The 16414-nt window shown below is 71.7% G+C and carries 15 protein-coding genes and 1 tRNA gene; 8 read left to right on the top strand and 8 right to left on the bottom strand.

Features of this window, described 5'->3' with window-relative positions:
* Positions 1-58 precede the first annotated feature (58 nt).
* From mnhG to CK505_RS04515, 6 genes are read right to left on the bottom strand one after another with little or no spacing between them, the layout of a single operon-like run.
* Positions 59-517 carry a monovalent cation/H(+) antiporter subunit G gene (gene mnhG / locus CK505_RS04540; RefSeq protein WP_109221894.1) on the bottom strand — a complete coding sequence of 153 codons (459 nt, stop codon included), beginning with the start codon at positions 515-517 and terminating at the stop codon, positions 59-61.
* 5 nt (positions 518-522) lie between these two features.
* Positions 523-795, bottom strand: a complete 273-nt coding sequence (locus CK505_RS04535) for a monovalent cation/H+ antiporter complex subunit F (RefSeq protein WP_017832616.1) — start codon at positions 793-795, stop codon at positions 523-525.
* Positions 792-1499: a Na+/H+ antiporter subunit E gene (locus CK505_RS04530; RefSeq protein ID WP_095650370.1), complete on the bottom strand. Its 708-nt coding sequence runs from the start codon at positions 1497-1499 to the stop codon at positions 792-794. The genes CK505_RS04535 and CK505_RS04530 overlap by 4 nt, the downstream gene beginning before the upstream one ends.
* A complete protein-coding gene (locus CK505_RS04525) occupies positions 1496-3136 on the bottom strand; it encodes a Na+/H+ antiporter subunit D (protein ID WP_095650369.1) in 1641 nt (546 codons plus the stop codon). The genes CK505_RS04530 and CK505_RS04525 overlap by 4 nt, the downstream gene beginning before the upstream one ends.
* The gene (locus CK505_RS04520; protein WP_017832622.1) at positions 3133-3627 is read right to left on the bottom strand and encodes a Na(+)/H(+) antiporter subunit C; all 495 of its coding nucleotides are present in this window, start codon (positions 3625-3627) and stop codon (positions 3133-3135) included. The genes CK505_RS04525 and CK505_RS04520 overlap by 4 nt, the downstream gene beginning before the upstream one ends.
* Positions 3624-6734: a Na+/H+ antiporter subunit A gene (locus CK505_RS04515; protein WP_095650368.1), complete on the bottom strand. Its 3111-nt coding sequence runs from the start codon at positions 6732-6734 to the stop codon at positions 3624-3626. Before CK505_RS04515 ends, CK505_RS04520 begins: the two co-directional genes overlap by 4 nt.
* Positions 6735-6999: 265 nt before the next feature.
* On the opposite strand from CK505_RS04515, the gene CK505_RS04510 reads away from it, so the two are divergent.
* Positions 7000-8343 carry an MFS transporter gene (locus tag CK505_RS04510; RefSeq protein ID WP_095650367.1) on the top strand — a complete coding sequence of 448 codons (1344 nt, stop codon included), beginning with the start codon at positions 7000-7002 and terminating at the stop codon, positions 8341-8343.
* Between the two features lie 95 nt (positions 8344-8438).
* On the opposite strand, the gene dcd is transcribed toward CK505_RS04510, so the two are convergent.
* On the bottom strand, positions 8439-9014 hold the full coding sequence (dcd, locus tag CK505_RS04505) for a dCTP deaminase (protein ID WP_017832625.1): 576 nt from the start codon (positions 9012-9014) through the stop codon (positions 8439-8441).
* A gap of 133 nt (positions 9015-9147) precedes the next feature.
* Here dcd and CK505_RS04500 point away from each other — a divergent pair.
* The 7 genes from CK505_RS04500 to CK505_RS04470 all read left to right on the top strand — a co-directional run bounded on the left by CK505_RS04500 (position 9148) and on the right by CK505_RS04470 (position 15591).
* A tRNA-Gly gene (locus CK505_RS04500) sits at positions 9148-9218 on the top strand.
* A gap of 164 nt (positions 9219-9382) precedes the next feature.
* Positions 9383-9829, top strand: coding sequence for an aspartate 1-decarboxylase (panD, locus tag CK505_RS04495; protein WP_017832626.1), 447 nt, complete (start codon positions 9383-9385; stop codon positions 9827-9829).
* Positions 9830-9921: 92 nt separating this feature from the next.
* Entirely contained in the window at positions 9922-10848 is a 927-nt protein-coding gene (locus CK505_RS04490; RefSeq protein ID WP_095650366.1) for an AEC family transporter, read from the top strand.
* 283 nt (positions 10849-11131) lie between these two features.
* The gene (locus CK505_RS04485) at positions 11132-12454 is read left to right on the top strand and encodes an extracellular solute-binding protein (RefSeq protein WP_017832628.1); all 1323 of its coding nucleotides are present in this window, start codon (positions 11132-11134) and stop codon (positions 12452-12454) included.
* Positions 12455-12543: 89 nt separating this feature from the next.
* The gene (locus tag CK505_RS04480) at positions 12544-13443 is read left to right on the top strand and encodes a carbohydrate ABC transporter permease (protein WP_170122812.1); all 900 of its coding nucleotides are present in this window, start codon (positions 12544-12546) and stop codon (positions 13441-13443) included.
* A 3-nt stretch (positions 13444-13446) separates the two neighbouring features.
* Positions 13447-14280, top strand: coding sequence for a carbohydrate ABC transporter permease (locus tag CK505_RS04475; RefSeq protein WP_095650364.1), 834 nt, complete (start codon positions 13447-13449; stop codon positions 14278-14280).
* Between the two features lie 51 nt (positions 14281-14331).
* Complete coding sequence (locus tag CK505_RS04470) at positions 14332-15591, top strand: ABC transporter ATP-binding protein (RefSeq protein ID WP_017832631.1); 1260 nt, start codon at positions 14332-14334, stop codon at positions 15589-15591.
* Between the two features lie 130 nt (positions 15592-15721).
* Here the strand turns inward: CK505_RS04470 and CK505_RS04465 are convergent, their stop codons facing one another.
* Entirely contained in the window at positions 15722-16372 is a 651-nt protein-coding gene (locus CK505_RS04465; RefSeq protein ID WP_017832632.1) for a hypothetical protein, read from the bottom strand.
* Positions 16373-16414: the final 42 nt, after the last annotated feature.

Here is a 16414-nt window from a genome sequence, read left to right as displayed (position 1 = left end):
AGTGCTGCTCCTTGTCGTCCGAGGGGGACGCGGGTGCGCCCTGTCGATCCTGCCCAGCCTAACGCGTCCCCGGCGATCCGTCAGTCTGCTGTCCGTCCGCCCGCCGGCCGTCCGGGCTCGGCACCGGCGGTCCCGCGGCGACGCCCTCCGCGGAGCCCTCCGCCCCGCCCTCCGCGGCGCGGTTGAGGACCTTCTGCAGGTCGTCCTGGGTCAGCGTGGTCCGGTTCAGGTGCTTGGTGCGGTACGTCGAGCGTCCCACCATGTGCGCCGAGACGGGCACGGTGAGCAGCTGGAAGATCCAGCCGAGGGCGATGAGCGGGATCATGACGGGTTCGCGGTTCTCGAGGGCGACTGCCGTGAGCATGAGGAGCAGCCCGAAGACCTGGGGCTTGGTGCCGGCGTGCATGCGCGTCAGGAGGTCCGGGAAGCGGACCAGGCCGATCCCTGCGGCGAGGGACATGAGCGCGCCGACCACGAGGCACACGGCCGCGGCGGCGTCCAGGACAGTGTCCAGCACGGCGCTCACCGCCCGTGCTCGGCGGTCTGGGTGGCGAAGCGCGCCACCGTCACGGAGCCGATGAACCCGACCAGCGAGACGATCACCATGAGGATCAGGTTGTTGAGGTGGCCGTGGTAGGCCATGTCCACGGCGAGGGCGGCCGCGACGATGGCCAGCAGCACGTCCGTGGCCACCACACGGTCCAGCAGGGAGGGGCCCTTGGCGAGGCGGTAGAGGGTGCCCGCGGCGGCCGCGCTGAGCAGCACGGCCGCGACGGCCACAGCGATCTGCATCACGGGTGGTCCTCCTCGTGGGTGTCGGTGGGGGTGGATCCCGGGGCGTCCGCCGGGGACCCGGTGGGCACCTCGTCCCGGCGGCGGCCCACGATCTGCAGGCTCGCGGTGATCGGCGAGCTGAGCGCGGCGCTGTCCGGCCGGTCCGTGCCGGAGGCCCGTCCGCCGCCCCGCTCGGCCCGCAGGGCGGCGAGCTCCTCCGGGGTGCCCATGATCCGGATCCAGGCCGCCTCCACCCGGAGGGCGGACCGGCGGAAGTCCTCGGCCTCATGAGCGCTGCGGACGTTGAGCGCGTGGAAGTACAGCGTGCCGGAGGCCCGGTCCACCTCCACCACGAGCGAGCCCGGGATCAGGGTCATGGTGTGGCCGGTGGCCGTCAGGAGCAGGTCGGAGCGCGTGCGCAGCTGGACGCCGACCACGGCGTTGCGCGCGCGCGGGCCCACGAGGATCGCAATGAGCATCACCTCGAAGCTCGCCTTGGCGACCTGCCACACGAACGTCACGGCGAAGAGGGCGAACTGGAACGGGTTGAACCGGCCGGACAGCTGGACGGGCGGCAGGTAGAGCACCCAGGTGACGAGCAGGGCCAGGACCAGTCCGACCAGCAGGTTGCCGGGGCCGAAGTCGCCCCAGAGGGCGCCCCACACCACCACGAGCCACACCAGCAGCGGCAGCTCGACGAGCAGGGAATTCTTGGGGCGGGTCACGGGGCCTCCTCCACGACGGGCCGCGGCGCGGACGCGGGGTCCAGCACGGCCTCGACGTAGCGCTCGGGGCGGACGAGGTTCTCCGCGGCGTTGTCCGCGAGCTGGAACAGCGGCCCGGCGAACACGGTCAGGGCCACCCCCGCGGCGACGAGGGCCGAGGCGCCGCCGAGCATCGAGGGGGACATCAGGCGCACGTCGCCCTTGCCCGCGAAGCGGCCCGCCTGGTCGTCGACGGCACCCGAGGTCAGCAGGAACCGGGAGCCGGCGGGCACCGGGGCCAGCAGGATGGGGTCCGGGTACTCCGCGTCCTCCGGGGCGCGCAGGAACACGCGGTTCCACACCCGGATCATGGCGAGCAGGGTCAGGAGGGACACCGCCACGGAGCCGGCGACGAGGGCGTAGGCCAGCCCGTCGCCCTGGTCCACGCCGGCCTGCAGCAGACCGGTCTTGCCCAGGAAGCCGGAGAACGGCGGGATCCCGCCGAGATTGAGCGCGGGCACGAGGTAGAGCAGCGCGAGCAGCGGCGAGATCTTGGCCATCCCGGCCAGCCGGTCCACGTTGGTGGACCCGCCGCGGCGCTCGATCAGCCCGGCCACGAGGAACAGGCTCGTCTGGATCACGATGTGGTGGGCCACGTAGTAGACCGTGGCGGAGAGCGCCTCCTGGGTGCCCACGGCCACCCCGAAGATCATGTACCCGATGTGGCTGATCAGGGTGAAGGACAGCATGCGCTTGATGTCGATCTGCGCGAGCGCGCCCAGGATGCCGACCACCATGGTGAGCAGCGCGACCCACATCAGGAGGTCGTCGAGCCGCTCCCCGGGGAAGAGCACGGTCTCGGTGCGGATGATCGAGTACACGCCCACCTTGGTCAGCAGGCCGGCGAACACGGCCGTCACGGGCGCGGAGGCGGTCGGGTAGGAGTCCGGGAGCCAGAAGGACAGCGGGAAGACCGCGGCCTTGATGCCGAACGCGATGAGCAGCATCAGGTGCAGCTGCATCTGCGTCCCCACCGGCAGGCCCTCGAGCTTGACCGAGAGATCGGCCATGTTGATGGTGCCCGTGGCCGCGTAGATCATCGCGATGGTGATCAGGAACAGCACGGAGGAGATCACCGAGACCACCACGTAGGTCACGCCGGTGCGGATCCGCTGCACGGTCCCGCCCATCGTCATGAGCACGTAGGACGCGGTCAGCAGGATCTCGAAGCCCACGTAGAGGTTGAACAGGTCCCCGGCGAGGAAGGCGTTGGAGACCCCCGCCACGAGGATCAGGAAGGAGGGGTGGAAGATCGAGATCGGCCCCTCCTCGTCGCCGTCGGCCACGCCCTGCCCGCTCGCGTAGACGAGCACGGCGAGGGAGACGACCGTGGAGACCACGAGCATCAGGGACGAGAGCTGGTCCACGACCATGACGATGCCCCAGGGCGCCTCCCAGCCGCCGAGGTGGACGGCCTGCGGGCCGAGGTTCCACGTGGTGCCGAGGATGAGCGCCTCGACCGCGAGGGTGAGCACGAGCGAGCCGATGGCCACGGTCCGCTGGAGGGCGTTGCGCCGCAGGAGCAGCAGGCTCAGGGCCGCGCCGAGGAACGGGATGATGACGGCCAGGGGGGCCAGCTGGGCGAAGTTGACGGTCACCGCCTCCCTCCCCACTCGTCGACGCCGCGCACGCCCGGGGTCTCCAGGGACTCACCGGGGTCCTGGGGCCGCGGGGCGTCGTCGAACTCCGTGGTGTCGGCGGGGACGTCGGCGTCGTCCTCCATGTCGTAGGAGGACTGCCGCGCCACGCGCCGGTCCTCGACGTCGTCCTGGATCTCGTCCCGGCGCCCGAGGACCCAGGACCGGTAGATCATGCCCAGCAGGAACGCGGTGACCGCGAGGGAGATCACGATGGCGGTGAGGATGAGGGCCTGGGGCAGCGGGTCGCTGTAGTCCTCCGCGGCGATCGACCCCTCGTACAGGGGCGCGGAGCCGGCGGCCCCGCCGGCGTGCAGGATCAGCAGGTTCGTGCCGTTGGTCAGCAGCATCAGCCCGAGCAGCACGCGGGTGAGCGAGCGCTCGAGCAGCAGGTACACGCCCACGGCGTAGAGCACGCCCATCACGACCAGCAGGGTCAGGTTCACGGTCATCGCTGCTCGTTCCCTCCGTCGGTGCGGATCCGGGCGATCGCGGTCGGCGAGGTCGCGGAGGCCGCCGCGGTCGCTCCCGCGGGGGCGCCGGCGGCCACCTTCCGCTGCCGTGTGACGCGGATGCGTGTGCCGCGCCCCGGGGTGCGCCGCCGCCGGCGGACCGCGTCCTCCTCGATCCGCTGGTCGATCCGGCCGCCGAGGGAGCGCAGGATGTCCAGGATGAGCCCCACCACGATGAGGTAGACCGCGATGTCGAAGATCAGGGCGGTCACGAACTTCTCCGCCCCGAAGAGCGGCAGCTCGGCCTCGAAGGTGTAGCTCTGCATCACCGACCCGCCGAAGAACACCGGGGTGACGGCGTAGAGCGCGGCGAGCGCCAGGCCCGTCCCGAGCATCGTGCCCGCGTTGATCGGCGTGGCCAGCTCCAGCTCGTAGCGCCCGCCCGCGAGGTAGCGCACGGTCAGGGCGAGGCCGGCCATGAGGCCGCCCGCGAACCCTCCGCCGGGGTCGTTGTGCCCGGCGATCAGCAGGTAGAGCGAGACCATCATGAACGTGTGGAACAGCAGCCGGGTGACGACCTCGAAGACGATCGAGCGCCGCTCGGGGGCCATCGTCCTCCCGGCGAGCAGGTAGGGGTCCTCGAGGTCGTCGTCGCGGCGCGCGAGGCCCACGTCCAGGGGTTCGCCGCCCGGTGAGACGGCCGCGGCGTTGCGCCGCCGGATCACCCGCAGCTGGTCGGTGGTGGGATCGTCCCCGGAGCGGACGATGCGGTCCCCGCGCCCCGTGACGAAGATCAGGGAGGCCACGCCGGTGGCGGCGAGCACGAGCACCGAGATCTCCCCGAACGTGTCCCACGCACGGATGTCCACGAGGATCACGTTGACGACGTTCTGGCCGTCACCGAGCTCGTAGGCCATCCGGGGCAGCTCCAGGGAGATCGGGTCGGCCGTGCGGGAGGAGATGCTGAACGCCGCGAGCGCCATCATGAACAGCCCGAAGGTCACCGCGATGGTGCCGCGCAGCAGCCGGCGCCCGGCCGGGTTGCGGTGCCACAGGGGGGCGGGCAGCGAGCGCAGCGCGAGCACGAACGCCACGAGCAGCACGGTCTCGACGAGCGTCTGCGTCAGGGCGAGGTCCGGCGCGCCCTGCAAGGCGAAGATGAGGGCCAGCCCGTAGCCGGTGACCGACACGAGCAGCACCGCGAGGAAGCGCTTGCGGGCCAGGGGCACCAGCAGGGCCGCGACGACCATGGCCGCGCCGGCGATCAGCTGGCCCGGGCCGTCGGAGACCCGCAGCGACCCCAGCGGCGGGGTCTCCTCCGCGATCAGCGCCACGAGCGGCACGACGATGGCCGTGATCAGGATGACGGAGAGGTAGAACATCAGCGAGCCGCGCTGGGTGCGGCCGGTGATCCACACGGCGGCGAGGTCCAGCACGTTGACGACCCGCCGGTAGACGAGCTCCCCCGGGGGCAGGGACGGCAGGGCCCGCTGGAGGTCCGCGACCTGGCGCCGGAACAGGTGGAGCACGATCCCGCCCGCGACGATGAGGGCGGAGAACCCGAGGGCCGGGGTGAACCCGTGCCACAGGGCCAGGTAGAAGTCGTGCTCCACGGCCGGGAACTGCTCGACGTAGGGCTGCAGCATCGCGTCGACCGGCTGGGGCCACAGGCCGAGGACCACGGTGAGCACGGAGAGCACGAGCGGCGCGGCGAGGAACGCGGGCTCGACCCGCTGCATGTCGCTGACCACGGCCCTGCCGCCGACCCCGGCGTCGAGCTCGGAGAACTCGGCGGACTTGTGGGCGAACCCGCCCCACACGAACCGGGCGCTGTAGGCGAAGGTCAGCACGGAGCCGACCACGAGCCCTGCGAGCACCACGATCCCCGCCGCGCCCTCGACGTCGTGGGCGAACGCGGTCAGCACGGACTCCTTGGCCACGAAGCCGGCCAGCGGGGGCAGCCCGGCCATGGACGCCGCGGCCACGAGCGAGACGGCGAACAGGACGGGCACGCGCCCGGCGAGCCCCGACAGGCGGCGGATGTCCCGGGTGCCCGCCCGGTGGTCGATGATCCCGACCACGAGGAACAGCGTCGCCTTGAACAGTCCGTGCGCGAGGAGCATGGCCATGCCGGCCTGCGCCGTGTCCGCGGAGCCGCGGCCCACGATGACCATGAGGAAGCCGAGCTGGCTGACGGTGCCGTAGGCGAGGATCAGTTTCAGGTCGTACTGCTTCAGGGCCGCCCAGCCGCCGAAGAGCATGGTGCCCAGCCCCAGCACCGCGATGGTCGGCTGCCACAGCGCCGTCTCGGCGAAGCCCGGGGCGAAGCGGGCCACCAGGTAGATGCCGGCCTTGACCATCGCGGCGGCGTGCAGGTACGCGGACACCGGGGTGGGCGCGGCCATCGCGGCCGGCAGCCAGAAGTGCAGCGGGATCAGCGCGGACTTCGTCACGGCGCCGACGAGGAGCAGGAGGACCGCCACGTCCACCACGGTCCCGCGCTGCGCCAGCTCGGGGGCCGCCGCGAGCACCTCGGAGATCCGGTAGGTGCCCGCGGCCTGGCCCAGCATGACGATGCCGACCAGCATGGCCAGGCCGCCGGCGGTGGTGAGCACGAGGGCCTGCAGCGCCGCGCGCCGGGCGGACAGGCGGGTCCGGCTGTAGCTGATGAGCAGGAACGACAGGACGGTGGTGATCTCCCAGAAGACGAACAGCACCAGCATGTCGTCGGCGGTCACCAGGCCGAACATGGCGCCCGCGAAGGCGAGCAGCTGCGCGCCGAAGCCGCCGATGCCGCTCGCACCGGACTTGAAGTAGCGGGCGCAGTAGAACAGCACCAGGGAGCCCACACCGAGCACGAGCAGGGACATCGTCCACGAGAGGGCGTCCATGCGCAGCACCAGGTCCAGGCGCAGGGACGGGATCCACTCGCCGCCCTCGGTCCAGCCGCCCTCCGGGCCGTAGACCCGCGGACCGGAGCCCAGCAGCCACAGGAAGCCGGCGAACGGGACCGCCGCCAGGAGGTAGAAGGCGCTGCGTCCCATCCGTGCGAACAGCAGGGGCGCGACCGCGGCCACCACTGCGTGGAGCAGGAGCACAGCGGTCATCAGGCGCCTCCGGAGGTCGGGGAAGAGATCGGCGGGCGGGCGTCGAGGGGCCCGGACGCGGGCACGGAGGACCTGTGCGAGCACGGGGTGGCCGGGGCGCACCCGGGTGTTCCACCCTATCAAAGGGGTGTTGCCGCCCCCGCTCGCATGTCCTGACAGCTCCTGTACGTTCCCGGACGGTTTCCTGGGCGGAACCCGGATTGCCGGGCGGTCCTCCGGCGAGGCCGCCCTCCGCGACGGGCACCGCGGGCCTAGCATGACTGCCATGGACGCCACGCCCCCCGGCCCTCCCGCCCCCGCCCCCTCCCTCCCGGCGACGGCGTTCGTGCCGCGCCGCTCGCACGTGTGGGCCTGGAGCCTGTGGGACGCCGGATCCGCCGCCTTCAACGCCGTGATGACCACGTTCGTGTTCACCGTCTATCTCACGAGCGAGCCCTTCGGCGGGGAGGACCACGCCTCGGAGGTGCTGGGCTACGGGATCGGGGCCGCCGGCGTGGTGGTGGCCCTGCTGGCCCCCGTGGTGGGCCAGCGCAGCGACGGCGCGGGGCGGCGCAAGCTGTGGCTCGGGATCAACACGATGCTCACGGCGCTGCTCACGGCCCTGTGCTTCCTGGTCCTCCCCGACCAGCCGTACCTCTACCTCGGGGTGGGCCTGCTGGCGCTGGCCAACGTCTTCGACGAGTTCGCGGTGGTCAACTACAACGCGATGCTGCCGGGGATCGCGGGCCGCGAGCACATCGGGCGGGTGAGCGGCCAGGGCTGGGCCATGGGCTACTTCGGCGGGATCGTCGCCCTGACGATCGTGCTGTTCGGGTTCATCACCCCGGGCCTGCTCGGCATCCCCGAGGAGGACGCCCTCAACGTGCGGGCCGTGGCCCTGTTCTCGGGGCTGTGGATCGCCCTGTTCTCGATCCCCGTCCTGCTGGTGGTGCCCGAGATCCGCCCCACCCGCCGGGGACCGCGCCCGTCCGTGGCCCGCTCCTACCGCCAGCTGTGGCAGACCCTGCGGGAGCTGTACCGGGACGCCCCGCAGACGCTGTGGTTCCTGCTCTCCTCCGCCGTGTTCCGGGACGGGCTCAACGCGGTGTTCACCTTCGGCGGCGTCATCGCGGCCGGCACGTTCGGCTTCACCCTGAGCGAGGTCATCGTCTTCGCGATCGTCGGCAACGTGGCGGCCGGGGCGGGCGCCCTCGTGGGCGGGCGGCTCGACGACCGGGTGGGGCCCAAGCGCGTCATCGTGGCGTCGCTCGTCGGCATCCTGCTGGCCGGGACCCCGTTGCTGTTCCTCGAGGGCACGGCGGCGTTCTGGGTCTGCGGGCTGCTGCTGTGCCTGTTCGTGGGCCCCGCGCAGTCCGCCTCCCGCACGTTCCTCGGCCGGCTCACGCGGACCGGCGAGGAGGGCGCCCTGTTCGGCCTCTACGCCACCACGGGCCGGGCCGTGAGCTTCCTGGCGCCCACCCTGTTCGCGGTGTTCGTCTCCGTGCTCGGTGCGCAGCGCTGGGGGATCCTCGGGATCCTCCTGGTGGTCGGCGCCGGCCTGCTCCTGCTGCTGCGCGCGCGCGACCCGAAGACCGCGGCGGCCCCCCACCACGGCGTCGCCGCTTCGTGAGCCCACCGGTTCGTGGGCCCGCCGGTTCGTGGGCCCGCCGGTTCACGGGCCGCGGGGCGCCGGCACACCGCCGGCCACGGCCGGGCCGTGCGGGCTCAGATGCGGGTGCGGGAGAACCCGAGGTGGCTGCGCGAGGCCGTGGGTCCGCGCTGCCCCTGGTACCGGTTGCCGTAGGCGCCCGACCCGTACGGGTGCTCCGTGGGCGAGGACAGCCGGAAGAAGCACAGCTGGCCCACCTTGGAGCCCGGCCACAGCTTGATCGGCAGCGTGGCCATGTTGGACAGCTCGAGCGTGACGTGCCCCGAGAAGCCCGGGTCGATGAACCCCGCCGTGGAGTGGGTCAGCAGGCCCAGGCGCCCCAGCGAGGACTTCCCCTCGAGACGGGCGGCGATGTCGTCCGGGAGGGTCACCTTCTCGTAGGTGGAGCCGAGCACGAACTCCCCCGGGTGGAGCACGAAGGCCTCCTCGGGGTCGACCTCCACGAGCCGGGTGAGCTCCGGCTGCTCCACGGACGGGTCGATGTGCGCGTACTTGTGGTTGTCGAAGAGCCGGAACCAGCGGTCCAGCCGCACGTCGATGCTGGCGGGCTGGATCAGGGCGGGATCGTAGGGCTCGAGGACGACCCGGCCGCCGTCGAGCTCCCGGCGGATGTCGCGGTCAGAGATCAGCACGGTCCCCAAGGTATCGCACGGCCGGGCGCCGGACCGCGCTGCGCCGCCGCCCCGTGCCCACCCCCGTCCCGGCGGGTGGTGTAGAGTGTGTGCTGTCCTCGTCCGGTGCTCGCGCCGGACGGACCACGGATGCGCGGCTGTAGCTCAATGGTAGAGCGCACGCTTCCCAAGCCTGATACGCGGGTTCGATTCCCGTCAGCCGCTCTCGCACCGAACGCCCCGAGCCCATCCGGCCGGGGCGTTCGTCGTCTCCCGGGACCGCGCGATAGGATGTCCCCGCGCCCCGTTCCCCGCATCCGCACCGGGGCGACCGCCCGGGCCCTGCGCCCGTCACCCGCACCCCGCTCACGAGGAGCACATCTCCCGTCATGCTGCGCACCATGTTCAAGGCCAAGATCCACCGTGCCGTCGTGACCCAGGCCGACCTCCACTACGTCGGCTCGGTCACCGTCGACCAGGACCTCCTCGACGCCGCCGACATCCTCCCCGGCGAGCTCGTCTCCATCGTGGACGTCACCAACGGCGCGCGGCTGGAGACCTACACGATCGCCGGCGAGCGCGGCTCCGGCGTCGTCGGGATCAACGGGGCGGCCGCCCACCTCGTGCACCCCGGGGACCTCGTCATCCTCATCAGCTACGCGCAGATGGACGACGCCGAGGCCCGCGCCCACGTGCCGTCCGTGGTCCACGTGGACGCGGACAACCGGATCGTCGACCTCGGGTCGGACCCCGCCGAGGCACTGCTCGACGGCGTCGCCCGCCCGCCCCACTCCCGGACGCTGAGCGCCGCCCGCGCCGACCTGCCCGCCGCGTGACCCGCACCGGCCCGACCGCGGACGGGCCGGTGATGGGATAGAACTGTAGGGGCCCGCGGACGCGGACCCGCAGCAGCGCGAGGGAGGGTCCCGTGACCGGAGTGTTCTCGGGGTTCTTCATCGTCTGGGCCGTCATCCTGACCGGCTACGCCGTGGGCCGGCGGGGCGTGCTGGGCCCCCAGGGGCAGCTCGTGCTGAGCAAGTTCGCCTTCTACGTGGCCAGCCCGCCGCTGCTGTTCCTCACCATCTCCGAGGCGGACATCGCCCAGATCCTCTCCGCGCCGCTGCTGGTGGCCGCCGTGTCCGCCGTGGCCACGACCCTCGTCTACGCCGGGATCGCCCGGTGGGTGCTGCGCCGGGACGCGGCCACCACGCTGATGGGCGCCCAGGCCGCCTCCCAGGTGAACTCGGCCAACCTCGGCATCCCGATCGCCGTCTTCGTGCTCGGGGACGCGTCCCAGGTGGTCCCCGTCATCCTGTTCCAGCTGGCGCTCAACACCCCCGTCTACCTGACCGTCATGGACACCCTCACCGACGGCCGCCGTCCCAGCCTCGGCAGCGTCCTGGGCAACGTGGTCACCAACCCGATGATCGTGGGCTCCGGGCTGGGGATCCTCTTCGCCGTCACCGGGTGGCGGCTGCCGGAGGTGGTGCACGAGCCCGTGGAGCTGGTGGCGGGGGCCTCCATCCCGGCAATGCTGATGGCCTTCGGCATCTCCCTGGTGGGCGCCTCCCCGCTGCGGCGGGGTGCCGGGCCGCGCCGGGACGTGGTGCTGGCCAGCACGCTCAAGCTGCTGCTCCACCCGGCGCTGGCGTTCCTGTTCGCCCGGTTCGTGCTGGGCCTGGACGGCCCCCTCCTCTACGCCGTGGTGGTGATGGCGGCGCTGCCGACCGCCCAGAACATCTACGTGGCGGCCGTGCGCTACGGCCGGGCGGAGCAGCTGTGCCGGGACACCGTGCTCGTCACCACGGTGGTCGCCATGCTGACCATGGCGGTCGTGGCCCTGCTGCTCTCCTGAGCCGCCCCGCCGCGCCCCAGAACCTCCCGGCGCGGGGCCGCACCCGGCGCCGTTCAAGGCGGGAACAGCCGGGCGCACCGGGACACGCCCGGACCCACGGCGGCACACCGATGCAAACCGTCAGATTACTGGTCTGTGAGGTAGCGCACTCATAGACTGAAGGCTCCGTGCAGGGGTGGTCGACCGGCAGCACCCGCCGCCGACCGTCCCGCCGACCGGGTCCCACAGGATCCGCTCGACGCCCCTCGCGGACCGCCACATCGCCGAAGGGGAGGAACGACCGTTGACCACCACCTCACACCCCCACAGAGCACCGGGCAGGCGGCGGCTCAGCGCCGCCGCGGCCCTCGGTGCCGTGGGTGCCCTACTCATGACGGGGTGCGGTGACGCCGACGCCGGCGCCACCCCCACCCTGACCTGGTACATCAACCCCGACGCCGGCGGTCAGGCGGAGCTCGCGCAGCAGTGCTCCGAGGAGTCCGGAGGCCGGTACAACATCGAGACCTCGCTGCTCCCGCGCGACGCCGCGTCGCAGCGCGAGCAGCTCGCCCGGCGCCTGGCCGCCGGGGACAGCTCGATGGACATCATGAGCCTGGACCCGCCCTTCATCCCCGAACTGGCCGAGCCGGGCTTCCTGTCCCCCGTGCCGGGGGACGTGGAAGAGGCCACGACCCAGGACGTCCTGGCGGGGCCCCTCGAGGGCGCGAAGTGGAAGGACGAGCTGGTCTCGGTGCCGTTCTGGGCCAACACCCAGCTGCTGTGGTACCGGGAGTCCGTGGCGGAGGCCGCCGGTCTGAACATGGACGAGCCGGTGACCTGGGACCAGATCATGGACGCCGCGCGGGAGCAGGACAAGTACCTCGGGGTGCAGGGCACGTCGGCCGAGTCGATGACCGTGTGGGTGAACGCCCTCGTGGCGTCCGCGGGAGGCTCGATCGTGGAGAACCCGGAGGCCCCCTCCGACGAGATCTCGATCGGCCTGGACTCCGACGCCGGCCGGAAGGCGGCCGAGATCGTCGGGACCATCGGCCAGGACGGGCTCGGCGGCCCCGGCCTGCCGACCGCCGACGAGAACGCCTCGATGATCCAGTTCCAGTCCGACGACGGCTCCTTCATGGTCAACTGGCCCTTCATCTACGCGGCGACCGCCGCCGCCGTGGAGGGCGGGACGGTCGACCGGTCCGTGTACGAGGACATCGGCTGGGCCCTGTGGCCGCGGGTGGACCCGGACGAGCCCTCCGCTCCTCCGCTGGGCGGGATCAACATCGGCGTGGGCGCCACGTCCGAGCACCAGGAGCTGGCATGGGAGGCGGTCGAGTGCATCGTCCAGCCCGAGAACCAGGCCTACTACTTCGTGAGCAACGGCAACCCGGCGGCGTCCGAGGCCGCCTACGAGGACCCGGAGGTCCGGGAGGCCTACCCGATGTACGCCACGATCCGCGAGTCCCTGGACAACGCGGCCCCGCGCCCGCAGACGCCGTTCTACAACGAGGTCTCCACCGCCATCCAGCAGGAGTGGACCCCGCCGGCGTCGGTCACCGAGGACACGCCCCGGCTCACCGCCGAGTTCATCGAGTCCGTCCTGAGAGGAGAGCGGCTGCTATGAGCACCGTCGTCAACCCCAACGCCCCCGGCACCGGGCCCCGGGAGGTCTCCCCGGCCCCCGTGACCGGCCGCCGCAGCGCGAAGCCGCTGATGTCCGACCGGGCCCGGTCGGAGCGCAAGCTCGGCTGGATGCTCGCCGGTCCGGCGTTCATCGTGATGCTGCTGGTCACGATGTACCCGATCCTGCAGGCGCTGTGGGACTCCTTCTTCTCGTTCCGGCTCACCGCCCCCGGGGAGAAGGAGTTCGTCTTCCTCGGCAACTACGCCACGGTCCTCACCGACGGGGTGTTCTGGCGGGACCTGTGGATCACGGTGCTCATCACGATCGTCACCGTGGTCGTGGAGCTCGTCCTCGGCTTCGCCCTGGCGCTCGTGATGAACAACGCGATCCGCAGCACCAAGGGGCTGCTGCGCACCGCGATCCTGGTCCCCTACGGCATCATCACCGTGGTCTCCGCGTTCGCCTGGTTCTACGCGTTCGACATCACGACCGGCTACATCAACAACTGGTTCTCCTGGGTCCCGGGCATCGGCCCGGACTTCAACTGGTTCGCGTCCCAGTGGCCGGCCCTGTTCGTGATCATGGCCTCCGAGATCTGGAAGACCACGCCGTTCATCTCGCTCCTGCTGCTCGCCGGCCTGGCCCAGGTGCCGAGCGAGTACACCGAGGCGGCGCGGGTCGACGGCGCCACGTGGTGGCAGCGGATGTCCCGGGTGGTCCTGCCCAACATGAAGGCCGCGATCATGGTGGCCGTGGTGTTCCGCGCCCTGGACGCGTTCCGCATCTTCGACAACATCTTCATCATGACCCAGGGGCAGTACGGCACGGAGACCCTGTCCCTGCTCGCCTACCGCACCTCCATCGGCCGACTGGAGATCGGGCTCGGCTCCGCGATCTCCGTGATCCTGTTCGTCTGCGTGCTGCTGATCGCCTTCGTCGCCATCAAGGTGTTCAAGGTCGACCTCGCCGGCGCCGGGAAGGGAAGGTAACCCATGACCACCAAGCAGAAGGTCGGATGGGGCGTCGTCACGGTCCTGGTCCTCGTCTACGCCCTGTTCCCCGTCGCCTCGATCCTCATGACGTCCTTCAAGACGCCCGCGGACCTGACCTCCGGGAAGTTCCTGCCCACGCAGTGGGTCGGGGAGAACTACTCCTCGATCTTCGTGGGGCAGGCCCGCGAACTGTTCGTGCCCTCCCTGATCAACTCGATCGGCATCTGCCTGATCGCCACGGCCGTGGCCGTGGTGCTCGCCACGCTCTGCGCCTACGCCATCGCCCGGCTGGACTTCCCGGGCAAGAAGATGATCCTGACGGTCGCCCTGGCGGTGTCCATGTTCCCCGTGGTCTCGATCGTGACCCCGCTGTTCAACCTGTGGCGCCAGATCGGGCTGTACGACACCTGGCCCGGCCTGATCATCCCCTACCTCTCGCTCACCCTGCCGATCTCCATCTGGACGCTGACCGCGTTCTTCCAGCAGATCCCGTGGGACCTCGAGCGGGCGGCCCAGGTGGACGGCGCCACCACGTGGCAGGCGTTCCGCAAGGTCATCGTGCCGCTGGCCCTGCCCGGCGTCTTCACCACGGCGATCATCGCGTTCTTCATCGCGTGGAACGACTTCGTCTACGGCATCGGCCTCACCTCCACCGAGGCGGCCCGGCCCGTCCCGGCGGCGCTCGCGTTCTTCACCGGCGCCTCACAGTTCGAGGACCCGGCGGGCGCGATCTCCGCGGCGGCCATCGTCGTCACCATCCCGGTGGTGCTGCTGGTGCTGCTGTTCCAGCGCCAGATCGTCTCCGGCCTCACCCAGGGCGCGGTCAAGGGCTGAGCCCGCGCCACCTCCCGCATCTTCCGAACCGAACGAAGGACTGAGTCCCAGATGGCATCCATCACCCTCAACCACCTCGTCAAGAAGTACGGCGACGGCTTCCCGGCCGTCAACGACGTGTCGATCGACATCGCCGACGGCGAGTTCCTCATCCTCGTGGGGCCCTCCGGCTGCGGCAAGTCCACGCTGCTGCGGATGATCGTGGGCCTCGAGGACATCACCTCCGGGGACCTCCTGATCAACGGCCAGCGGGTCAACGAGAAGGAGCCCCGCGAGCGCAACCTGTCCATGGTGTTCCAGAACTACGCGCTCTACCCGCACCTGACCGTGTACGAGAACATCGCGTTCCCGCTGCGGCTGTCCAAGGGCAAGTTCTCCGACGAGGAGATCGACCGCAAGGTGCGCACGGCGTCCTCGACCCTGGACCTCGACGACCACCTCGAGCGCAAGCCGGCCAACCTCTCCGGCGGTCAGCGCCAGCGCGTGGCGATGGGCCGGGCGATCGTGCGGGACGCCGACGCGTTCCTGTTCGACGAGCCCCTGTCCAACCTGGACGCGAAGCTGCGCGGCCAGATGCGCACCGAGATCGCCCAGCTCCAGCGCCGGATGGGCATCACCTCGGTCTACGTGACCCACGACCAGACGGAGGCCATGACCCTCGGCGACCGCGTGGCGGTGCTCAAGAAGGGCATCCTGCAGCAGATCGCCTCGCCCCGTGAGCTCTACGAGCAGCCGGCGAACCTGTTCGTGGCGGGGTTCATCGGCTCCCCGTCGATGAACTTCCTCCCGGCGCACGTGAAGGGCAGCGTGTTCGACACCCCGCTGGGCGAGATCCCGGTCCCCGAGAAGGCCGCCGGGAAGCTGCCCGCGGACGGGTCGATCGTGCTGCTCGGCCTGCGCCCCGAGCACTTCAACGACGCCAAGTTCGTGGACGAGGCGATCGCCTCCCGGGGCACCGTCTTCGACACCGAGTTCACCCACACGGAGTGGATGGGCAACGAGCAGTACGGCTACATCAACTACCGCCAGGACGACTCGGTCAAGGCGAAGCTCGACGAGCTGGCGCAGGAGCTGGACGGGGACGAGATGCACCCGCAGATCGTCGTCTCCCTCGACGCCACCTCCCGCATCCGCGGGGGGACGAAGGGCAGGATCTGGGTCGACACCCGCCGGATGCACGTCTTCGACCCCGAGACCGGGGCGAACCTGACCCGGGACGAGGAGGCCGGCGCCGAGCTGACCCGCGAGGCCGTCGAGGAGCGCAAGGCCGAGATCGAGCGGGCCCGCCAGGAGCTGGCCGCCGCCGGCTGAGCACAGGGCGCTCCGCCCGGTGCCCGAGGAGCCCGCCGCCCGCTGCCGGGGCGGCGGGCTCCCGCGCGTCCGGGGCGCGCCAGGTGCACGGGAGCCCAGGGGCGCGGCAGGTGCCGGCGAGCCCGGGAACTCAGCCGGTGCCCGGCAGGCCGAGCGAGAACCACCCCACGAGGGCGAGGACGGCGAGCAGACCCGCGGAGGACGCGGCCGAGCGCAGCCGCGGGTGCCGGAGCCCCCAGGGCACGAGCCGGGGCCAGCGGGCCGCGGCCTCCCGTGCCGTCGCGCGCTCGAGATGGGTGCGGGGCGCCCCCAGCGCCACGGCGACGTCCTCGAGGGCGCGGGCGTCCCACACCGCGCCGTCGAGGCCCAGGACCCGGCGGCCCGAGCGGCCCGCCGCCCACAGGTGGGGACGGGCGGCCGAGCGCTGGGCGCCGGCCGCCCGGTGCAGGGCCCCGATCGTGACGACGTGCTCCACCTCCGTGAGCGGCGTCGCGGCGAAGCCCACGGTGCGGGAGCGCAGGACGTGGCTGTCCGTGCGGACGACCAGCACGGGACGCAGCCGGAGCCAGCACGCGGCGGCGGCGGCGAGCACGAGCACGAGCACCACCACCGCCACGCCGGGGGCCGGCCGCCGCGCCCAGAGGAACAGCACGAGCACCACGACCACCAGCAGCGGGCCCAGGCAGGAGAGCAGGCGGCGGCCGTAGGAGCCCAGCCGGGGACGCAGCACGGCGCGGACGGGTCCGTACTTCTCGGGGACCTGGCGGACGGAGTCGGCCATGGGGAGTCAGCTCCAGACGGGGGACGATCGGGCGGGGGAAGG

The organism is Kocuria sp. WN036 (assembly GCF_002287015.1).
GTDB classification, from domain to species: Bacteria; Actinomycetota; Actinomycetes; order Actinomycetales; family Micrococcaceae; genus Kocuria; species Kocuria rosea.
This window is presented reverse-complemented; position numbering and strand designations above follow the sequence as displayed.